The organism is Chromobacterium sp. INPA-IVC (genome assembly GCF_059047085.1).
This window is the reverse complement of sequence record NZ_JBTNLS010000011.1, coordinates 65,078-83,829: the sequence shown is the minus strand read 5'-3', so window position 1 is coordinate 83,829 and position 18,752 is coordinate 65,078. Positions and strand designations below refer to the sequence as shown.

At 68.6% G+C, this 18,752-nt stretch carries 20 protein-coding genes; 14 read left to right on the top strand and 6 right to left on the bottom strand.

Annotation, left to right across the window (positions count from 1 at the left end):
• Window positions 1-9: 9 nt before the first annotated feature.
• Window positions 10-2,751 (top strand): two component system sensor kinase, encoded by a 2,742-nt coding sequence (locus ACX17K_RS20260; RefSeq protein ID WP_493776173.1) that lies wholly within the window; start codon window positions 10-12, stop codon window positions 2,749-2,751.
• Between the two features lie 4 nt (window positions 2,752-2,755).
• Here ACX17K_RS20260 and ACX17K_RS20255 read toward each other — a convergent pair whose 3' ends face one another.
• Complete coding sequence (locus ACX17K_RS20255; RefSeq protein WP_166440852.1) at window positions 2,756-3,394, bottom strand: two component system response regulator; 639 nt, start codon at window positions 3,392-3,394, stop codon at window positions 2,756-2,758.
• Between the two features lie 273 nt (window positions 3,395-3,667).
• On the opposite strand from ACX17K_RS20255, the gene ACX17K_RS20250 reads away from it, so the two are divergent.
• From ACX17K_RS20250 to ACX17K_RS20190, 13 genes are all read left to right on the top strand, one after another.
• The gene (locus tag ACX17K_RS20250; RefSeq protein WP_231153618.1) at window positions 3,668-4,069 is read left to right on the top strand and encodes a hypothetical protein; all 402 of its coding nucleotides are present in this window, start codon (window positions 3,668-3,670) and stop codon (window positions 4,067-4,069) included.
• Window positions 4,066-5,544, top strand: a complete 1,479-nt coding sequence (locus tag ACX17K_RS20245; protein WP_493776172.1) for an EscC/YscC/HrcC family type III secretion system outer membrane ring protein — start codon at window positions 4,066-4,068, stop codon at window positions 5,542-5,544. The genes ACX17K_RS20250 and ACX17K_RS20245 overlap by 4 nt, the downstream gene beginning before the upstream one ends.
• Before the next feature lie 12 nt (window positions 5,545-5,556).
• Window positions 5,557-6,741, top strand: a complete 1,185-nt coding sequence (gene sctD, locus ACX17K_RS20240; RefSeq protein WP_493776171.1) for a type III secretion system inner membrane ring subunit SctD — start codon at window positions 5,557-5,559, stop codon at window positions 6,739-6,741.
• Window positions 6,742-6,754: 13 nt separating this feature from the next.
• Window positions 6,755-6,994 (top strand): EscE/YscE/SsaE family type III secretion system needle protein co-chaperone, encoded by a 240-nt coding sequence (locus tag ACX17K_RS20235; protein ID WP_104946555.1) that lies wholly within the window; start codon window positions 6,755-6,757, stop codon window positions 6,992-6,994.
• A 66-nt stretch (window positions 6,995-7,060) separates the two neighbouring features.
• Entirely contained in the window at window positions 7,061-7,780 is a 720-nt protein-coding gene (locus tag ACX17K_RS20230; RefSeq protein WP_493776170.1) for a helix-turn-helix domain-containing protein, read from the top strand.
• Window positions 7,781-7,795: 15 nt separating this feature from the next.
• The gene (gene sctF / locus ACX17K_RS20225; RefSeq protein WP_021478894.1) at window positions 7,796-8,014 is read left to right on the top strand and encodes a type III secretion system needle filament subunit SctF; all 219 of its coding nucleotides are present in this window, start codon (window positions 7,796-7,798) and stop codon (window positions 8,012-8,014) included.
• A gap of 5 nt (window positions 8,015-8,019) precedes the next feature.
• A complete protein-coding gene (locus ACX17K_RS20220) occupies window positions 8,020-8,289 on the top strand; it encodes an EscG/YscG/SsaH family type III secretion system needle protein co-chaperone (protein ID WP_343481540.1) in 270 nt (89 codons plus the stop codon).
• Complete coding sequence (gene sctI, locus ACX17K_RS20215) at window positions 8,286-8,537, top strand: type III secretion system inner rod subunit SctI (RefSeq protein WP_046159177.1); 252 nt, start codon at window positions 8,286-8,288, stop codon at window positions 8,535-8,537. Before ACX17K_RS20220 ends, sctI begins: the two co-directional genes overlap by 4 nt.
• Window positions 8,534-9,235 carry a type III secretion system inner membrane ring lipoprotein SctJ gene (sctJ, locus tag ACX17K_RS20210; protein WP_493776169.1) on the top strand — a complete coding sequence of 234 codons (702 nt, stop codon included), beginning with the start codon at window positions 8,534-8,536 and terminating at the stop codon, window positions 9,233-9,235. The genes sctI and sctJ overlap by 4 nt, the downstream gene beginning before the upstream one ends.
• Entirely contained in the window at window positions 9,232-9,786 is a 555-nt protein-coding gene (locus tag ACX17K_RS20205; RefSeq protein ID WP_493776168.1) for a type III secretion system domain-containing protein, read from the top strand. Before sctJ ends, ACX17K_RS20205 begins: the two co-directional genes overlap by 4 nt.
• Window positions 9,783-10,448 carry a hypothetical protein gene (locus ACX17K_RS20200; protein WP_493776167.1) on the top strand — a complete coding sequence of 222 codons (666 nt, stop codon included), beginning with the start codon at window positions 9,783-9,785 and terminating at the stop codon, window positions 10,446-10,448. The genes ACX17K_RS20205 and ACX17K_RS20200 overlap by 4 nt, the downstream gene beginning before the upstream one ends.
• Window positions 10,441-11,481, top strand: coding sequence for a TyeA family type III secretion system gatekeeper subunit (locus ACX17K_RS20195; RefSeq protein ID WP_493776166.1), 1,041 nt, complete (start codon window positions 10,441-10,443; stop codon window positions 11,479-11,481). Before ACX17K_RS20200 ends, ACX17K_RS20195 begins: the two co-directional genes overlap by 8 nt.
• A gap of 189 nt (window positions 11,482-11,670) precedes the next feature.
• Complete coding sequence (locus tag ACX17K_RS20190) at window positions 11,671-12,861, top strand: anthrax toxin-like adenylyl cyclase domain-containing protein (RefSeq protein WP_493776165.1); 1,191 nt, start codon at window positions 11,671-11,673, stop codon at window positions 12,859-12,861.
• 74 nt (window positions 12,862-12,935) lie between these two features.
• On the opposite strand, the gene ACX17K_RS20185 is transcribed toward ACX17K_RS20190, so the two are convergent.
• From ACX17K_RS20185 to ACX17K_RS20165, 5 genes are all read right to left on the bottom strand, one after another.
• Window positions 12,936-14,039: a 3-deoxy-7-phosphoheptulonate synthase gene (locus tag ACX17K_RS20185; RefSeq protein ID WP_493776164.1), complete on the bottom strand. Its 1,104-nt coding sequence runs from the start codon at window positions 14,037-14,039 to the stop codon at window positions 12,936-12,938.
• Between the two features lie 146 nt (window positions 14,040-14,185).
• Complete coding sequence (gene dhbA, locus ACX17K_RS20180; RefSeq protein WP_231154802.1) at window positions 14,186-14,950, bottom strand: 2,3-dihydro-2,3-dihydroxybenzoate dehydrogenase; 765 nt, start codon at window positions 14,948-14,950, stop codon at window positions 14,186-14,188.
• 2 nt (window positions 14,951-14,952) lie between these two features.
• Window positions 14,953-15,831: an isochorismatase gene (locus ACX17K_RS20175; RefSeq protein WP_493776163.1), complete on the bottom strand. Its 879-nt coding sequence runs from the start codon at window positions 15,829-15,831 to the stop codon at window positions 14,953-14,955.
• Between the two features lie 5 nt (window positions 15,832-15,836).
• A complete protein-coding gene (locus ACX17K_RS20170; protein WP_493776162.1) occupies window positions 15,837-17,444 on the bottom strand; it encodes a (2,3-dihydroxybenzoyl)adenylate synthase in 1,608 nt (535 codons plus the stop codon).
• Window positions 17,441-18,619 carry an isochorismate synthase gene (locus ACX17K_RS20165; protein ID WP_493776161.1) on the bottom strand — a complete coding sequence of 393 codons (1,179 nt, stop codon included), beginning with the start codon at window positions 18,617-18,619 and terminating at the stop codon, window positions 17,441-17,443. Before ACX17K_RS20165 ends, ACX17K_RS20170 begins: the two co-directional genes overlap by 4 nt.
• Window positions 18,620-18,752: the final 133 nt, after the last annotated feature.

Genomic DNA, 18,752 nt, shown 5'->3' with positions numbered 1-18,752 from the left:
AGGATCAGCATGCCCAATCTGCCTTGGCGCGCCTCGCTGGCGTTTCGCTTGTCTTTGGTGCTCAGCGGCGCCATCGCCCTGTTCTGGCTGCTGGGCACCGGCGTGACCCTGTTTCTGGACTATCAGGACACCCGCCGCGAGCTGGTGGAGCGGCTGGAAGCGCAAACCGCCAACCGGGCCGCGCAGGAGAGCGCCGAGCTGCAAGGCGTGTCGCGCGACGTGCGCACCTTGCTCAGCAGCTGGCGCGGCTTGTCGGAGAGCGTGGGCAGCGGGAGCTACCTGAGCGCCTACTACATCCCATTCGATGAGAAGAACCGGGACGCGCCGCCGCGCGTCGAGCGGGCGCTGGCCTTCGTCGAGGCTTTCGGCAGCGGCGGCCTGGGCAATCTGGTCAATACCTTCGTGGTGATGGACAAGGGCATCGTGCTGTCCAGCGCCAACGGCCCCAAGCATCAAGTCGAAAGCCAGCGCCATTTGTCCCAGCTGCGCGGCCTGCGCAGCCAGCCGGTGCGCGACGGCGTGCTCTGGGGCCGCCCCTATCAGTCGTACAGCGGGAAGTGGTGCATGGTGGTGGCGGCTGAAGACGCCGCCAGCAACGACCTGATAGGCATCACGGTGCAGCTGTCGATGAATTTCGGCCTGGACAAGCTGGATGTGCTGCACGAGGGCTGGCTGGCCTGGCTGGATGGCGCGGGCCGGGCGCTGACCCCGCTGCCGCCGTGGACGCCTCCCGGCTTGCCGGCTTCGCTGCCGGATTGCGTGGCTCCGTATTCGCGGCGGGTGGAGGGCGTGCGCGCCATCTGCACCAATGTGGAGCCGCCGGGCTGGCGCATGGTGCTGCTCTATCCGGCGGACGTGCTGACCGACCGGGCATTGGCGGCGCTGCCCCGGCACTTGCCGATGGCGCTGCTGGTGCTGGTGTCCCTGGTCGGCCTGCTGTACGCGGTGCTGCAGCGCAGCCTGGGCCGGACGCTCAGCCACTTCGTCCGCACCATCAGCCCCCAGGCGGATGTCAGCGCGCAGCAGCGTTTGCCGGAAGCGGGCGAGGACGAGCTGGGGCAGATCGCCTGCGCCTACAACCGCCTGCTGGACGTGGTGCAGGCGCAGTACGCCGAACTGGAGGCCAAGGTGGCCGAGCGCACGACGGCGCTGGAGGAGGCCAGGTACCGGGCCGAGCGCGCCAGCGCCAACAAGAGCGAGCAGCTCACCAGCATCAGCCATGAAATCCGCACGCCGCTGAACGGCATCGTCGGCGCGCTGATGCTGCTCAACCGCACCGGCGGCACCGCCAGCCAGCACGATCTGGTGGACACCGCGCTGAAATGCTCCGGCCACCTGCTGGAGATCATCAACAATCTGCTGGATTTCTCGCGGATCGAGTCCGGACAGATGGTGGTGACGCCGGCCACGCTGGACCCGCTGGAACTGATAGACCAGGCCATGCTCACCGTGCAGCTGCAGGCGCTGGACAAGGGGCTGTCGCTGCAGACCGAGGCGGCGACCAGCTTTCCGCGGCAGTTGCTTACCGATGGCCTGCGCCTGCGACAGATTCTGATCAATCTATTGGGCAACGCCGTCAAGTTCACCTCGAGCGGCGGCGTCGTCCTGCGCGCCTGGAGCGTGGAGGGGCGGGTGTATTTCAGCGTCCACGACACCGGGCCGGGCATACCGGAAGAAAAGCGGACCGAGGTGTTTACCGCCTTCCATCAGTTGGACAACCATGTTTCCGGCAGCGGCCTGGGATTGCCGATCGCGCGCAGCCTCGCGCGCTTGCTGGGCGGGGATCTGTATCTGACACCGGCCAGCCGCGGCGCCTGCTTCCAGCTGGAGCTGCCGCTGGGCAAGGTGTGCGCCGACATGGTGCCGGACCTCGGCCCCATCGTCGCCCCGGAGCGCCTGCATGAGCAATTGCGCGCCTGGGGCTACCAGCCGGAGGCGGGCGCCAACCCGACGCTGGAGGCGCCGGAGCTGGCGTATCTGCCGGCGCGGCTGCGCCAGTGGCTGGACCCGGACGGGGCGCCGGGCTCGCGGCTGGACGACGGCGACGTGCCGGTTTCGGTCTGGTCGCTGCAGGTGCTGGTGGTGGATGACGTGGACACCAACCGCGACATTGTCGGGCGCATGCTGCGCCTGCAGGGCCACCACACCATGGAGGCGTCCAGCGGCGAGGACGCGCTGGCGCTGGGGCGCTCGCATGTTTTCGACGTGGTGTTGATGGACATGCGCATGCCCGGCTTGTCAGGCGGGCAGACGACGGCGCTGTGGCGCGAGGAGGCCAACGGCATGCTGGACCCGGACTGCCCCATCGTGGCGCTCACCGCCAATGCCCAGCCCGGCGAGCGGGAGCGGCTGCTGGCCGCCGGCTTCAACGAATATCTGACCAAGCCGGTTACGCCGGCCATGTTGGCGCATATGCTGGACTTCGTCGCCGATCTGCAACTGACGCGCGGCATGGAGCTGGAGCCCAACGCCGGCTGCGACCAGCCCATCCTGGCGCGGGATCCGGATTTCCTGCGGCGGCTGGAGCAGGATTTGCGCCAGCGCTATCTGCGCCTGGGCGAGGCCGTGGCCGCGCAGGATCAGGCGGCCAGCCTGGATTTGCTGCATGCGCTCAAGGGGCTGGCGGGCCAGGCCGGGCTGCATCTGGTGTGCGAGGCGGTGGAGCACTGGGAGGCGCAGCTGCAGCAGGGCGCCGGACTGCGCAAAGACGCGTGGCAGGCGCTGGGAAGATTGATAGACAGCGTGTTGTAGGGGCTCAGAACTCCAGCACGCCCAGCCGGCGGGCCCAGTTGCTCAGTTCCGCGGCGTTGTGGGCGTCCAGCTTGCGCATCAGGTTGAGGCGATGCGTTTCCACCGTTTTCAGGCTGATGGACAGCAGCTCGGCGATGTCGCGGTTGCGGTGGCCTTCGGCCACCAGTTTCAGCACCTGGCGCTCGCGCAGCGTCAGCGGCGTCTCTCCCAGCGTGCGCTCGGTGGTGTCCAGGGTTTCCAGCTTGAGGGCGGGGTCGATATAGGTCTTGTCCAGCGCCGCGTGCTGCAGCGCGGCCAGCAGCACCTGCTGCGGGCTCTGCTTGAGCACATAGGCCAGCGCGCCTGCGGTCAGCGCGGCGCGGCCGCGGTGTTCCTCGTTCGAAGCGGTGAACACGACCACGCGCAGCGCCGGCCACCTCCGGCGCAACTGGTGAATCACATCGATGCCGTCCATGCCTGGCAAGCCCAGATCCAGCAGCACCAAATCCGGATTGAGCTGTTGACAGGCTTCGTAGGCGGCCAGCCCATCGGATACGGCCCCGACGACCTCGTAACGCGGCCGGTCCGCCAGCAAAGAGCGGACGCCGTCTACCAGCAGCGAGTGGTCTTCAACGATAAGGACGCGCAGGGGGAGTGAACTCATCTGGCTAGGCCTTGTAAATAAAGTGTTAATTTTAATTGAAATTTTCTCTGCGGCTGCAGAATTCACAATAAGCCTATGGGGCAGATCATGGTCATTATTAAGTTCTTTGACATGCCCAATTAGGTTTATATCCGTGAACCATCAAGCCATCGCTCCGCCTGCGCGGCATGCCGCCGCCATTTCCCCCGCCCGGAAGCTGCATGGACAGGCGCGGCGTGAAATTCAGGTGTAGGCCGGATATTTCACGATAGCGCCTGTTGGCAGCATGGGGGCATGAAAAAAGCACTCGATCCCCATTCCGCATTGCGCAGTTTGGCCGCGCGCCTGGCACAGCCTCGCTGGTCCGCCGCCGGGTCGGTCGCCACCGGCATGCTGGGCGCGCACCGGGCGCGGGCGCGCAGCTTCGACGCGGGACTGACCGTGGCGCTGACCCTGGATCGGCCCGTGTCGCAAGCGCCGGAAGCCTGCCTGCTGCTGGCCTCCACCCCGGAAGCCTGCGACGACGCTCTATACCTGGCCGACGACAGCCTGTGGCTGCTGCGCCGTTTTCCCGAGCGGCTGACCGAGGTGGAGTTCGACCTGCTGCTCAAGCAACAACTGGCGCTGGCGGCGCTGCTGGCCGGGCGCGACCGCGCTCCCCCCCTTGTTTTGCCCATTGCCGGGAGATACGCATGAAATGCCTGCCCTTGCTGATGGCCGGTGCGCTGGCCTCCTGCGCCGCCGCGGCCCAGCCCATTCCCTGGCGCGGACAGCCCTTTTTCGTTTCCAGCCGCAATACGCCGCTGGCCTCGGTGTTGAAGGACATGGGCGCCAACTATCGCTTGCCGGTGGTGGTCAGCCCCAGGATCACAGAGGCCTATGCCGGGGAGCTGAGCGACAGTCCGCGCGGCAAGGCGCTGTCCGAGCTGTCGCGGCTGTATCAGCTGCTGCCGTATTACGACGGCAACACGCTGTACGTTTACAAGGCGCAGGAGATGGACCAGGCGCTGCTGACGCCGGCCTATCTGAGCGGGACGGAGCTGGAGGGGCTGATCCGCCAGAGCGGCCTGCTGGACGGCGCCGCTTGCCGGCTGCGCCAGGTGGGCGGCGCCAACGCGCTGCAGGTCAACGGCGTGCCGGTGTGCCTGACCCGGGTGGCGGCCTTGGCCAAGCAACTGGACGAGCAGAATCTCAACCAGGAGCAGAACAAGGAAACCATCGCCATCTATCCGCTCAAATACGCCAACGCCGGGGACAGCAGCTACGCCTACCGCAGCCAGAACGTGGTGGTGCCCGGCGTGGTGTCGGTGCTGCGCGAGATGGCGCAGGGCAGGGCGCTGCCGCTGCCCGACAACAAGACACCGGCGCCCGCCGACGCCAGCGGGCTGCCGATGTTCTCCGCCGACACGCGGCAGAACGCCGTGCTGGTCCGCGACCGCAAGAAGAACATGTCGCTGTACGCCGACCTGATTCCCAAGCTGGACCGCCGTCCGGGCCTGATCGAGATATCGGTGGCCATCATCGATGTGGACGCCGCCGACATCAACGAACTGGGCATCGACTGGTCCGGATCGGCTCGCATCGGCGGCGGCACGGTCAGCTTCAACAGCGATGGCGGCCTGGCGTCCGACAGCTTCTCGTCGCTGGTGTCCAACTCCGGCAACTTCATGCTGCGGCTTTCCGCGCTGGAGCAGAAGTCCAAGGCCAAGATCGTCTCCCGCCCGTCGGTGGTGACGCTGGACAACGTGCAGGCGGTGCTGGACCGCAGCGTCACTTTCTACACCAAGCTGGTGAGCGAAAAGAACGCCAAGCTGGAGTCGGTGACGGCCGGGGCGCTGATGCGCGTCACGCCGCGGCTGATCCACGAAACCGACGGCGACAAGGTTCTGCTCACCCTCAACATCCAGGATGGCCGCCAGGACAAGCCGATCAGCCGCGCCGAATCGCTGCCGCAGGTGCAGAACGCCGAGATCGCCACCCAGGCCAGGCTCAACCTGGGCCAGGCGCTGCTGCTGGGCGGCTTTGTCCAGGACGAAAGCGTGGAGGGCGTGCGCAAGATTCCATTGCTGGGCGATCTGCCGCTGATCGGCGGCCTGTTCCGCAGCACGACCAAGAGCGAGCGCAATGTGGTGCGCCTGTTCCTGATCAAGGCCGAGCCGCGGCAGTTGTAGGGGGAGACGATCATGGACGCCAGTTTCAAGCTCAAGCTGCTCAATGGTCCGCTGGCCGGACGCGAGCTGTTTTTGCCGCTCGGCCCGTTCTCGGTCGGCGGCGGCGACAGCGACCTCTCGCTGCCGCTGGAAGGCGGCGCCGTCGCCACGCTGGAAGTCTCGGCCGACGCGGTCAGCCTCGGCAGCCGCACGCCATGCTGGGTGGGCGGCCGCAGCCGTCCTCCCGGACCTTTGCCGCCCAATGCGGCGATAGACATGGCGGGGCTGCATTTCGTGCTGGGGCCCGCCGACGCCGAATTGGGCGCGCCGAAGGTGCCGCCGCGAGGCGGCCTGAAGCGCTCCGCCGCCGCCATCCTGGCCGCCACGCTGGCGCTGGCCGCGGCCTTGGCCTGGGCGGCGATGCCCGCGGATCCGCCGGCGGCCCCCGGACCGCGGGTCTGGCTGCCGCAGGCGCTGGCCGCCGAGCCGGGATTGTCGGCGCGCTGGCTGGACGGCGGCGGGCTGTTGCTGTCCGGGCGCTGCCGCAGCAGCGAGAAGCTGTCCGCGCTGACCGCCAGGCTGCGCGCCGCCGGCGTGCGCCTGCGCCAGGAAACGGTGTGCGACGACGAATTGCGGCGCTCGGTGCGCGCGCTGCTGGGCAGCTACGGCTATCCGGACGTCACGGTGTCGCTGGACACGCAGGGACGCGCGGATATCGATGGCCAGGTGGAGAGCGACGCCCGTTTCGCCGAGCTTTCCGCCGCGCTGGATCAATTGCCGGGCCTGCAGGGCTGGCGCTTCACCGATCGCGGCGCCGACGCCCTGGCGGCGCTGCTGGCCCGCTTGCGGCAGGCCGGGCTGCTGTCCGGCCTCAGCGCGGCCAGAACGGAGCAGGGCTGGGTCTTGTCCGGACAGCTGGACGCGGCGCGTCAGGCCGCTTTGGACGCGCTGCTGGCGCGGTTCAACGCCGAGGCCGGCAAGAGCGGGCGCTTCCGCTTCATCAGCGCCGCCAGCACCGCTCTGCCGGCCGACTACCTGCCCGCAGCCATCTCCGGGGTGGGCGGCAACGCCCGGGAGCCCTATCTGGAGCTGGCCAACGGCATGCGCTTGCAGCCTGGCAGCCCGCTCAAGCGGAGCATGCGCATCGTAGCGATCACGCCGGCCGGCGTCTCCATCGCCGGCAATCGACAACTGGTGTTCCTGCCCTTGCACGGCTGAACGGAGAGTTTCCATGCATACCTTGACCGAACTTGAAGACACGCTGGCGGCCGATCCGAACGGCCGCGATCTGGGACGGATGCTGGCCGCGCTGGCCGCGGAGGCCGCCGATCTGGGACTGAGGCAGCGCCAGCCGCAAAGCGCCGCCGCCTACGCCAAGCTGGAGCGCCAGCGGCTGGCCTGCCTGGCGGCGATGCGGGTGGTCGACACCGTCTGGCATAGACGGCATCGCGGGACCGCCCAACTCAGGTGATGACCTGATGGAGCCGGTTGGAACCCGGCGCGATGATGGCCATATGGTGAACAAAAGGAGCGCGCGATGACTTGTCTGCACATCATCCTGACAACGGAAGACGACATGGTACGCGTTGCCGGGCAAAGCTATCCGGTCCTCGGCCCCAGCCTGTTGCTGATGGCGGGAACGGGAACCCCGGAGCTGTCCGCGGCGGGACGGGCCTACCCCGTTTCCGCCATGGAACTGCAACTGGTTTACCGCGACATGCAGCAGCTGCTGCCGGGCGGGGGCCGCGGCGCGATGCTGGACATTCCCCGCAACATCCCCGCCGAAGAAGGCGTGCTGCGCGCGGCGGGGCAACTGGCCGAGGCCGACCGCTGCGCGATGCTGCGCTTCGTGCTGTCGTATTGCCTGGCGGTGGACGGCGAATACTGCGCGGCCCTGCTGCGCTATCTGGTGGCCGCCGACCTGGACCTGTTCGATTTCATCCACCGCCACCGGCTGCAGCCGTGGCCGGTGGCCCGCTACGCCGACGCGCTGGGGCTGCCGTTGCGCAAGTTCAACCAGCTGTTCAAGGAAAAGTACGGCGTGTCCGCCAAGCACTGGCTGCTGGCGCAGCGGCTGGAATACGCGAGGGGCTTGCTGGAAACCACCACCAAGAAAGTGATCGACGTGGCGCTGGAGTCGGGTTTCGGCAACCCGGCGCACTTTTCCGACAGCTTCCGCCGCCATTTCCGCATGTCGCCCAGCGACGTCAGGCGGGAAGCGCCGACCGTGCCGCTCGCGGCGTCGCTGCTGTTTTGAGCCAAGGAGCCCTTCATGAACATCGATTCCATCGTCTCCCAGATCGGCGGACAGATATCGCAGGCGGCCAACAACGCGGAGGCCGCCATGAACAGCGATGTGCAGAACAACCCGGAAAGCATGCTCAAGTCGCAGTACGCGCTGCAGCAGTACTCGGTGATGATCGGCTATGAAAGCTCGGTGATGAAGGCGGTCAAGGACATGATGATGGGCATCATCTCCAAGATCGGATGAAGAGCATGAACGCAGAACTCCCCATTTCCCGCCTGGTGATCGAGGCCGGCTTCGCCGCCGTCAACCATGGCCTGCGGGCCGAGATGCACGACATCCTGGCCGCCTTGCCCGACTGGCTGGACGAGCCCGCCCAACTGGCGCGCTGCGAGGCCGTATTGCTGTTCGGCCTGGGCCGCCGCCGGGCCGCCGCCGCCCGGCTGGCCGCCTTGCCGGATGACGATTGCGCCCCCTTGCGCGCCTTGCTGAACGCGACTTCTTCGGAGGAAAAATCATGAGCATAGAAGCCATTTCCCATGCCCTCGCCGCCCTCGCTCCGCTGGGGCAGAGCGAGGCGCCGGTCCCCGACGCCTCTTCCCAGCAGCGTTTCGCGGCCTTGCTGGACAGCCAGAAAGCGGCCGACTCGCCGGATGCGCTGTTCGCCGCCCAGAGCGCGCTCAGCGAGCTCACCGTCGGCTCCGAGCTGACCGCCAAAGTGGCGGGCTCGCTGACCCAGTCGATCAACAAGCTGGTCAGCATGCAATGAAAATCGCGCCTTGGATCCTGCTGCTGAGCGTCTTGCTGCTGGCCGGCTGCAAGAGCGAGCTCTACAGCAAGCTGGACGAGAGCGAGGCCAACCAGATGCTGGCGCTGCTGATGTACAACCACATCCCGGCCGACAAGGAGACGGCCAAGGACGGGGTGACGCTGAAGGTGGAGCGCGACCGCTTCGTCGACGCGGTGGAGGTGCTGCGCCAGAACGGCCTGCCGCGGCGCAAGACGGTGACCATGCAGGACCTGTTCCCCAGCGGCCAGCTGGTGTCGTCGCCGGAGCAGGAGGAAGCCAAGCTCAGCTATCTCAAGAGCCAGCAGCTGGAAAAGATGCTGTCCAGCATGGACGGCGTGGTGGCCGCCGAGGTGTCGGTGGCCGAGCCGCGCGGGGTGGACGGCGAAGCGCCGCCGCCGGCGTCGGCCGCGGTGTTCATCAAATACAGTCCGGAGGTCAACCTGGCCGCGCGCGAGCCGGAAATCCGCGCGCTGGTGCGGGACGGCATCCCCGGCCTGGCCGCCGATCGCATCAGCATCACCCTGCAGCGGGCGGAATATCGCTACCAGCCCGCGGCAGAGCCCAGGGCGCAAGCCATTCCCTGGCTGCCCATCGCCGCTGGAGGGGGAACCCTGTTGCTGGGCGGCCTGTGCATCGCCGCGCTGTGGTGGCGGCGCAGGCCGGAGGCCGTCGGATGAGCCCGGCCTTGCGGCGGCTGCACGCGCTGTGGCGGCGGCCGGGCCGGGAAATGGCCGATGGCTGGTGGGACAAGCTGGGCCTGGCCGGCTGGCGGTCCGCCTATGCCGCCCAGGCGCTGACGCGGCCGGCGCTGGACAGCCTGATCGCCAGCCGACTGGGCCATGCGGGCGGCGCGCCCGAGCCGTCGCCATTGGCGGAGGCGTTGCTGGAGGACGACATGCGCCGCGAGGCGCTGTGCGCGGCGCTGGGCCTGTGGGCCTTGCGCTGTCCCGATTATCTGTTGTTGAAGCCTTACCGCGAGGCGCTGTCGCCGGCGCTGGACGCGCGCGCGCAGACGCAGTTGCAGGCGCTGCTGCCCAGGGGCGCAGCCGCCGCGGAGCTGGCGCCGGCCGAGTTGCCGGATGCCGCCCGCGCGCTGGGCGCCGCCTGGCTGGCGGACGCGGCCGAACCGTCGCTGCGCTTGTGCCGCCTGCTGTGGGCGCCTTCCGCGCAGGCCGCGCCGGCGGCGCCGCTTGAACCGGCGCTGCAAAAATTGTCGAGGTGGCTATGAATAATCCGCTGCAAATCCCCGTGGCGGTTCTGCCGGGGCCATTGCCGGCGGCAACCGTGATTTCGGCCGCCGAGCTGGCGGCCAGGCAGGACATTTCCGCCGCACTAGAGGCGGAAAGGGCGGCGGCGCGCGACGACGCCGATGCCCTGCGCCGCCAGGCGCAGGCCGAACTGGAACAGGCCCGGCTCGACGCGGACGCGCTGCGCGAGGCCGCCAGGCGAGAGGGCGAGCGCCAGGCGGTCCTGGCGCGGGAGGAGGCGGTGGCCGACGCGGTGCGCTGGTTGTGCTGCGAACAGGAAATGGAAGGCTTGATCGCGCGCCAGCTGGCCCTGCGCTGGCGCGGCATCACCGCCGGAGTGCTGGAGGCATTGTTGGGAAACTGTGATCAAAGCGAGCTGCTGCTGCGCCGGGTGGAGCGCCAGGTGGCTCGGCTGCTGCCGCGCGGCAGCGTCAATCTGCATGTCGCGCCGCAAGCGTTGAGGGCGGCGGAGCAGGCCTACGCCGATGTGCCGGAGGTGGCCGTGCTGGCCGACGCCGCGCTGTCCGTCGGGCAGGCCAGGCTGGACAACGGCTTGGTGCGCATCCACCTGGACACGCCCGCGCATCAGGCGCGGGTGCTGGAGCAACTGAGGGGCGATGCCCGGGAGGCGGCCCATGCTTAGGCTGGATCAGGTTACGCCGGGAACGGCGCTGGGCGGAGTGGATGACGGCATCGGCGTCCAGCCGATGGGCAGGCCGCCGGCGGCGGAGTCGGTGCTGGCGCTGGCGCAGGCAGAGCTGCTGGAGTTTCAGAGCGATGCGCTGACCGAGACCCAGGAGGACCTGGGCTTCGCCCTGGGAGGGCGCCTGCGCGACAACCGGCGCGGCGGCATCGGCCAGGACGGCGCGCGCGGCCGGGTGCTGGCGCAGAAGCTGGTGGCGGAGCTGGCCGCCGTGGAGGCCGCCGATCTGGACAGCCTGCTGAGCGGCCCGCAAGACTGGCAGCGCGCGCCGCATTTGCTGGCCGCGATGCAGGCGCAGACGCCGGACCCGGGCCGCATGGCCCTGCAGCTGGCCGCCTGGCTGGCGAAGGGCAGGCCGGACGCCAAGCTGCGCCGCCGCATGGAAGAGGCGCTGGCGGCGCTGACCGCCGACGACACCCTGGCCTTGTCCCTGTTCGGCGCGCTGGAGTACGGCGCGCCCACGCCGGCCTTGCGCCAGGAGTTGCAGCGGCTTTACCACCGCGCCGGCGCGTCCCGGCAGAAGCTGTCGCAGTGGCTGGCGTCGTTGGGAGAGCGGGATGGGCGGCAACGCAAGCTGCGCACCATGCTGAGGGTGCTGTCCTACGAGCTGTCGGCCAGCGGCCAGGCCATCGTCGGCAGCCATCTGGCCGCGGTGATCGGCGACCTCAGACAACTGTTGCGCATCCTGGGCCTGGAGGCCCATTGCGACCAGGCCGCGGCGGCGCTGGCCTTGCCGGCTCTGGACGGAGAGACCCTGCTGCGCGGCGTGGTGTCGCTGCTGGAGCAGGTGTGGGTGAATGCGGACAGCGTGGCGGAGGCGCTGCCGCCGGTGGAGCCCGAGCAGCAGTATCGGCTGGCCCACGCCCTTGGCCGGCTGGCGCAGCTGCTGCCGGAAGACTGTTTCGGCGACGCCGAGCAGAAGGCTCAGCTGGAGGCCGCGGTGGCGGAGCTGCGCGACCGCAGTCTGGAATAGCCGGCCCGCAGGGCATCCTTGTGTCAAAAACCGAATGATATGCGGTTTTCTGAAAGCCGGTCGCCGCGCCGGCTGATATGTTGGCCGCCATTGTCTCCGCTGGCGCGCGGCGGCTCCCGGCCAAGCCGGGAGGCTGGCGGCGCGCGCCATGTCCCGTCGAGTTGTCGGCAATTTGCGAGTCCAAACCACATGACCATTCAATTCAATCGCGCGGCGATCACGCCGGGCAATGTCGGCCAATCCCAGCTGGATTCCATTTCGAACCAGGCGCCGGGCGCAAGCGGCGAACCGCTGAGCCTGGGACGGCTGGTTGAGGCGGTGAAGGACAAAACCGGGATGGTGGCCTCGCACCTGATTCCGCTGCAGCAGGTCGCGCGCGACCATAATTGCATCATCGGCATCCGGCCGGTGGATAGGCTGGCCACCGAGCTGATCGAATCGGGGCATCCCACCAAGGGGTTTCACATCAAGGGCAAAAGCGCGTCCTGGGGCGCGCAGGCCGGATTGATCTGCGTCGACCAGCGCTTCAGCAAGCTGGAAAACGCTTCGGCCGACCGCATCGCCAAATTCAATTCCCAAACCCGGCAGTGCATCCGCGATGGTGACGCGGCGGCGGTGCCGCTGACGATCTCCGCTTCGCGCTTGTCCAGCCTGCTGCACGCCGGCGTGCTGAACAATCTGTCGCGGGAAAACGCCGAAGGCGCGCGCACGTTCACCGCGAAAGCGCCCAGCGGCAAGGAATATGTTTTCGAGGCGGCGCGCAAGTCCGGCGGCGAGGAGGCGTATGAAATCCGCCATGACGGCGCGCCGATTGAAGTGTTGGCGCCGAAGGCGGACGCCAAACCCCTCACCGCCGATTACGACTTGCTGGTCATCGGCCCGCATTTGAGCGATGTCGGGCCACAGGACAATCTGCCGGTGCCGGACGTCGCGCATCAGGTTTTCCGCGACCGGATCGACCATTACCGCGGGATTCCGGCCAATGTCGGCCTGCTGGACGCCTATCTGAATCCCAAGAGCTTTTATCGCCGCGAGGATGCGGAAATCGGCAATGCCTCGGCGCGCATCCGCGACATGATTCCCGTGATCAACCAGGCCTTGGTGGGCGACGGCGAGCGCGTGGTACACCACAATGCCGATTCCGGCAGCCCGGCGACGGACCCGGACGCGAACTATCCGGCCACTTTCGCCTTGCCGGCCAGGATCGGCCGCTTCGACGAAATCTGCGTGATCGCGAACAAGGAGGAACTGGCCGAGCTGGTGAAGCAGGCCAAGGACAGCGGCTACCATCTGCCCTTGAACCCGCTGTGGGAAAAAGAAGTGAGCGGCGTCAGGCGCGAAAGCTTTGTCGACGCCCGTCGCAGGCTGGGCGGAGAGTGAGCGTTCGTTAGGCCAGCATCCGGGCGGGCATGTCCCGGCCCGGACGCCGGCATCGGACAGGATGCTGGCGGGGCTCAGCCGGCCAGCAGCGGCCGCAGCTTGGCGCGGGCGTCGCGCAGGATGTCGGCGGTAGTGTTCCAGTCCACGCAGGGATCGGTCACCGAGCAGCCGTAGCGCAGCTGAGCCAGATCGGCCGGGATGGACTGGTTGCCGGGCTCGATGAAGCTTTCCAGCATGAAGGCGCGGATGCTGCGGTTGCCGTGGCGGATCTGGGACACCGCGTCTGCCAGCACGCGCGGCTGCAGCGTGTGCTGCTTCCACGAGTTGGCGTGCGCGCAGTCCACCATGATGGCCGGCGGGATGTCGTGCTTCTTCATCGCCTGTTCGGCCAGCGCAATGCTCACCGAATCATAGTTGGGCCGGCCGCCGCCGCCGCGCAGCACCAGATGGCAGTGCGGGTTGCCGCGGCTGTTCACCACCGCCACCCGTCCATCCTTGCCCATGCCCAGGTAGGCGTGCGGCGCGCTGGCGGAGACGATGGCGTTGAGCGCCGCGTCCAGCGAGCCGTCGGTGCTGTTCTTGAAGCCCACCGCGCTGTCCAGCGCCGACGCCAGCTCGCGGTGGATCTGCGATTCGGTGGTGCGTGCGCCGATCGCCATCCAGCTATAGAGGTCGGCCAGGTACAGCGGCGACATCGGGTCCAGCGCCTCGCCGGCCAGCGGCAGCCCCAGCTCGGCGGCGGCCAGGAGGAAGCGGCGGGCGATGTGCATGCCCTCGTCCACGCAGTAGCTGTCGTCCATGTAGGGGTCGTTGATCAGGCCCTTCCAGCCCACGCTGGTGCGCGGCTTTTCAAAGTAGGCCCGCATCACGATCAGCAGCGTGTCGTTCAGTTCGGCGGCCAGCTCCGCCAGCCGGGCGGCGTAGTCCAGTCCGGCGCGCGGGTCGTGGATGGAGCAGGGCCCCACCACCACCAGCCAGCGCGGATCGTCCCCGCTCAGCACTTTTTTCACCGCGTCGCGGCCGGCGTGGACCGAGGCGCTGGCGCGCGCGTTGGCCGGCAGGCTGCGCAGCAGTTCGGCGGGGCTGGCCATCGAGCGGTAGTCGGCCTGGCTGGATGGCGGCGCGTGGCCGTGTTCGGGCGCGAGTAGGCCGTGATCCGGCCTTGCAAGCGTTGTCATGATGTTCTCCACAGGATGATCCGCAAACGAGCCGCGGATTCAGCCCGTCGTTTGCGGCAGGGCCGGCGCGCGGCCCCGGTGTCGGCGACAGGGCGGCCGCGCGCCGACGGCGCGTCCAGCCTCTCCCCGTCGCGCGGTCCGCATGTTCAGGCGGCCAGGGTGGCGCCGCCGTCCACCACGATGTCCTGCATCGTGACGTGGCCGGCCAGGTCGGAAGCCAGGTACAGCACCGCGCCGGCGACATCGGCCGGGGTGGCCAGCTTGCCCAGCGGAATGCCCAGGCGGAACGCTTCCGGCTTGCCGGCGATGGTGCGGGCGGCTCCGTGCTCGTCCTGCCACATGCCGCGCAGCATCGGCGTGTCGGTGGAGCCGGGCGAGACCACGTTGCAGCGCACGCCGTACGGCGCCAGCTCCAGTGCGGCGTTGTGGCTGAGGCTGGCCATCGCCGCTTTGGACGCGCCGTAGGCGGCCATGTCGATGCGCGGCACGTGGGCGGCGTTGGAGGCGACGTTGACGATGGCTCCGGCGCGGCGCGCCTTGAAGTGCGGCATCAGCGCGCGCAGCAGGTAGAACGGTCCGCTGACGTTGACGGCCAGGCATTGCTGCCAGTCGTCGACCGACAGCGCGTCGAACGCGCCCAGGCGCAGCACGCCGGCGGCGTTGACCAGCACATCGGGCAGCGCGTCCTCTTCGGCCAGCCGGCGGCACAGCGCGGCCACGGCGTCGGCGTCGCGGATGTCCAGCGGCAGCTCGCGCATCACGCCGCAATGCGCGGCCGCTTGCTCGAACCGCAGGTCCAGCGCCACGACGCGCGCGCCGGCTTCGACGAAGCGACGCGCCACCTCGCGGCCTATGCCCTGGGCCGCGCCGGTCACCCACACGCATTGGCCGGTGAAATCCAGTCCGACCATGATCAGGCCTCCTGCGGCAGCTTGGCCTGGATGGCGGCCCACCAGCCGTCCAGCGTCAGGTCCTGGGCCAAATCTTCAAAGCCGATTTCCAGGCCCAGCTTCTGCCATTGCGCCACCAGCTCCATCACGCGGATGGAGTCCAGGCCGTAATCCAGCAGGTTGTCGCCGCCGGCCAGGCTGTCGTCGCCGTCTTCCAGCACGGTCAGCACCTGGGCCTTCAGCCATTCGCGCGTCAGCGCGGCGTCGCCGCCGGAAACGGCCAGGTCGGACTGCGCGATCACCGCGCCGCAGCGGGTGGCCACGTAGCGCAGCGCCATCTTGTGCTCTTCCTCGCTGAAGTCCGCCACCGCGTCGCCGACCATGAAGGCCTGGATGTCGCGCATGAAGGCGTCGCAGGCGGTCATCATGCAGCCGATGTGGGCGTAGACGCCGCAGATCACCAGCTGGTCGCGGCCCCAGGCTTTCATCTTTTCCTGCAGGTCGCTGCGCTGGAAGGCGCTGTAGCGCCATTTGACCAGCACGGTGTCCTGCTCGCGCGGGGCCAGCCGCGGCGTCACCACCTGCACCGCCGGATCGGCGGTGGTGAGGCCCGGGCCCCACATATCGTTCAGCAGCGCGCGGTCTTCCGGCTTCTGCTCGGTGGGCTGCGCGGTGTAGATCACCGGGATGCCGTGGCTGTCTGCCCAGCGGCGCAGCGCCTCCACTTTACCCACCAGTTCGTTCACCAGCGCGCTGTCCTCGCCATAGAAGGCGAGGAAGTAGAGCTGCATGTCGTGGATCAGCAGCGCGGCGCGCTTGGGCTCCACGCGCCAGGCGGTCTTGTTTGCGGGGAAGTCGGCGGCCTGCGGCAGCGGGTAGGCGTTCAGCTTGGGAATGCTCATTGTGTTCAGGCTCCGGCCGCGGCGGCCAGCATGCCGCGCAGCGCTTGTTTGTCTATTTTGCCGACGTGGGTCAGCGGCAGGGTGTCCACCAGTTCGAAACGGTCGGGCAGTTTGTAGTCGGCCACGCCCTGCTCGCGCAGGAAGCGGCGCAGCGCCACCGATTTCAGTCCGTCCTCATGCGCCACCACGTAGGCGCAGCTTTTTTCGCCCAGCATCGCGTCAGGCATCGCCACCAGCGCGGCCTGGGCCACGTGCGGGTGTTGCAGCAGCAGGTGTTCGATTTCCTCGGCGGCGATTTTCTCGCCGCCGCGGTTGATCTGGTCTTTTACCCGGCCGACCACGCGCAGGTAGCCGCGCTCGTCGGCCACCACCACGTCGCCCGAGTAATAGAAACCTTCGTTGTCGAACACGCGGGCATTGTGCTCCGGGGCCAGGTAGTAGCCGCGGAAGGTGTAGGGGCCGCGGGTGGCCAGCATGCCGGGCGTGCCGAGAGGCACCGGGTGGCCGGCTTCGTCCACCACTTTCACTTCGTCGGCGTCGCTCATCGGCCGGCCCTGGCAGCCGTAGACGATGTCGTCGCCGTCGTCCAGGCGGGTGTAGTTGACCAGGCCCTCGGCCATGCCGAACACCTGTTGCAGCTTGCAGCCCAGCACTTCCGGCACCTGGCGGGCGGTGGCTTCGGCGAAGCTGGCGCCGCCGACTTGCAGCAGCTTCAGGCTCTTCAGTTGGGCCTCGCGGCCGGGGGCGGCTTGCAGCCACAGCGCGACGGCCGGCGGCACCAGCGCGGCGATGTCCACTTGGTGGCGCTCCACCAGCGCGAAGCAGGCCAGCGCTTCCGGATTGGGCGCCAGCACCACCGCGCCGCCGGCGTGGAACACGCCGAGCGCGCCCGGAGAGCTGAGCGGGAAGTTGTGCGGCGCCGGCAGCGCGCAGAGGAAGCGGGTGCGCGGGCCGAGCTCGCAGATTTCGGCGCTGCGGCGCACGCTGTAGAAGTAGTCGTTGTGGGTGCGCGGAATCAGCTTGGGCGTGCCGGTGCTGCCGCCGGACAGCTGGAAGAACGCCACTTCGTCGGCGGCGCTGGGGCCGGCTTGTTTCGGCAGGCCGCCGCAGTCGCGCTCCAGCACGGCTTCCAGCTCGTCGTTGGCGAACAGGCGCACGCTCAGCGCCGGCGAGATGGCAGCCAGCTCGTCCGCCATCGCGTCGTCGCCGAACAGCGGGTGGCGGCGGTCGGCGATCAGCAGCTTGGGCTGGATCTGGCGGGCGTAGGCCGACAGCTCCAGCTTCTGGTGGCTGAACAGCGCGTTGACCGGCGCGGCGCCGATCTTGAACAGCGCGAACAGCGCGATGTAGAACTCGGCGACGTTGGGCAGCTGCACCAGCGCGGTGTCGTGGCGGGCCACGCCGCGCGACAGCAGCCAGGCGGCCAGGTTGCCCGCGCGGCGGTCCAGCTCGGCGTAGCTGATCTCGCGCTCGCCGCACAGCACGGCCGGCGCGTCGGGACGCTCGCGGCATTGCCGGGCCAGCATCTCGGTCATCGGCTGGTCGTTCCAGTAGCCGGCGGCGCGATAGCGCGCCGCCAGGTCGTCGGGCCAGCGGGTGAAGGCTACGCTCATGCCGCCGCCTCCTGGCCGGACAGACCGAAGGCGCCCAGCATGGTGCCCAGCTTGGCCTGGGTTTCCGCCCATTCCGACTCTGGGGTGGACGCGGCGACGATGCCTGCGCCGGCGAACAGCCGCACGCGGGTATCGGCCACGGTGGCGCAGCGTATGGTAACCGCCCATTCGCCGTTGCCATGCTCGTCGCACCAGCCGACGATGCCGCTGAACACGCCGCGCTCGAACGGCTCGATCTCGCGTATCAGCTGGCGGGAAGCCTGGGTGGGGAAGCCGCAGATCGCCGGCGTCGGGTGCAGGCGGCAGGCCAGCTGCAAAATCGGCAGAGCGGCGTCGGAGAGCACGCCGTCTATCTGCGAGCCCAGGTGCCACATCGCGCGGGTGCCCAGCAGCGACGGCGCGGACGGGATGGACAACTCGGCGCAATAGGGGCCCAGCACGTTCTGGATGTCGTCGATGACCAGGCTGTGCTCGTAATGGTCCTTGGACGAATCCAGCAGCTTGGCGCTGGCGGCGGCATCGGCCGCCGGGTCGCTCTGGCGCTTGGCGGAGCCGGCCAACGGGAAGGTGCGCACGCGCGCGCCTTCCTTCTGCAGCAGCAGCTCAGGGCTGACGCCCACCAGGCGGCCGCCGTCGGCCAGCGGCAGCTGGAACTGGTAGCCGTTGGGGTTTTGCGCGCACACGGCGTCGAACACGCGTTCCGCCGACACCGGGCGGTCGAAGTCCACTTCCAGCACGCGGGACAGCACCGCCTTGCGGATCTCGCCGCGGCCGAAGCGCTCTATGGCCTGGCTGACGGCGGCCTTGAAGCCTTGCTCGTCGGGGATGCTGCGCGAGCCGACCACCTTGCCGCCGTCGCCGGCGCGCTGGGCGGCCGCCTGCAAGCGCTCTTGGCGGTCGAAGAAAGCGTGGCGGGCGGGGATGAACAGTTCGGAGGGCTGGTCGATGTCGAAGGGGATGGCGCCCATCAGCACCGGGGAGGCGATGCCGTCGGCGCGGGCGCGGGCGAAGGCTTCCGCCACTTCGCGGGAGAACGCGCTGTCCGGATCGAGCGCGCCGCGGGCGGGGGTGTGGATGCGGGCATGTACACCGCCGGCCTTCAGGCTGCGGTGGGACGACATGAAATAAAACTCGCCGTCTTCGGCGCTGCCGGTCGTGGCCGACTGGGTGTGCATGGCTTAACTCCGATGATAATGATAATAATTATCGTTCAATGTATATTCAAAGTAATCGCCTGTCAATCGCCAAATACCCCTGTTCATGCCTTGGTAATATGGAAAAATTGCGCAATCGGGCTTGGATGGAAAA

Coding starts and splice junctions, on each gene's coding strand:
- sctD (WP_493776171.1), top strand. CDS start 5,557: ATGGACGCCAGTTTCAAGCTCAAGCTGCTCAATGGTCCGCTGGCCGGA.
- ACX17K_RS20220 (WP_343481540.1), top strand. CDS start 8,020: ATGAACGCAGAACTCCCCATTTCCCGCCTGGTGATCGAGGCCGGCTTC.
- ACX17K_RS20185 (WP_493776164.1), bottom strand. CDS start 14,039: ATGACAACGCTTGCAAGGCCGGATCACGGCCTACTCGCGCCCGAACAC.
- ACX17K_RS20255 (WP_166440852.1), bottom strand. CDS start 3,394: ATGAGTTCACTCCCCCTGCGCGTCCTTATCGTTGAAGACCACTCGCTG.
- ACX17K_RS20190 (WP_493776165.1), top strand. CDS start 11,671: ATGACCATTCAATTCAATCGCGCGGCGATCACGCCGGGCAATGTCGGC.
- sctI (WP_046159177.1), top strand. CDS start 8,286: ATGAGCATAGAAGCCATTTCCCATGCCCTCGCCGCCCTCGCTCCGCTG.
- ACX17K_RS20205 (WP_493776168.1), top strand. CDS start 9,232: ATGAGCCCGGCCTTGCGGCGGCTGCACGCGCTGTGGCGGCGGCCGGGC.
- ACX17K_RS20230 (WP_493776170.1), top strand. CDS start 7,061: ATGACTTGTCTGCACATCATCCTGACAACGGAAGACGACATGGTACGC.
- sctF (WP_021478894.1), top strand. CDS start 7,796: ATGAACATCGATTCCATCGTCTCCCAGATCGGCGGACAGATATCGCAG.
- dhbA (WP_231154802.1), bottom strand. CDS start 14,950: ATGGTCGGACTGGATTTCACCGGCCAATGCGTGTGGGTGACCGGCGCG.
- ACX17K_RS20195 (WP_493776166.1), top strand. CDS start 10,441: ATGCTTAGGCTGGATCAGGTTACGCCGGGAACGGCGCTGGGCGGAGTG.
- sctJ (WP_493776169.1), top strand. CDS start 8,534: ATGAAAATCGCGCCTTGGATCCTGCTGCTGAGCGTCTTGCTGCTGGCC.
- ACX17K_RS20170 (WP_493776162.1), bottom strand. CDS start 17,444: ATGAGCGTAGCCTTCACCCGCTGGCCCGACGACCTGGCGGCGCGCTAT.
- ACX17K_RS20235 (WP_104946555.1), top strand. CDS start 6,755: ATGCATACCTTGACCGAACTTGAAGACACGCTGGCGGCCGATCCGAAC.
- ACX17K_RS20245 (WP_493776172.1), top strand. CDS start 4,066: ATGAAATGCCTGCCCTTGCTGATGGCCGGTGCGCTGGCCTCCTGCGCC.
- ACX17K_RS20200 (WP_493776167.1), top strand. CDS start 9,783: ATGAATAATCCGCTGCAAATCCCCGTGGCGGTTCTGCCGGGGCCATTG.
- ACX17K_RS20175 (WP_493776163.1), bottom strand. CDS start 15,831: ATGAGCATTCCCAAGCTGAACGCCTACCCGCTGCCGCAGGCCGCCGAC.
- ACX17K_RS20250 (WP_231153618.1), top strand. CDS start 3,668: ATGAAAAAAGCACTCGATCCCCATTCCGCATTGCGCAGTTTGGCCGCG.
- ACX17K_RS20260 (WP_493776173.1), top strand. CDS start 10: ATGCCCAATCTGCCTTGGCGCGCCTCGCTGGCGTTTCGCTTGTCTTTG.
- ACX17K_RS20165 (WP_493776161.1), bottom strand. CDS start 18,619: ATGCACACCCAGTCGGCCACGACCGGCAGCGCCGAAGACGGCGAGTTT.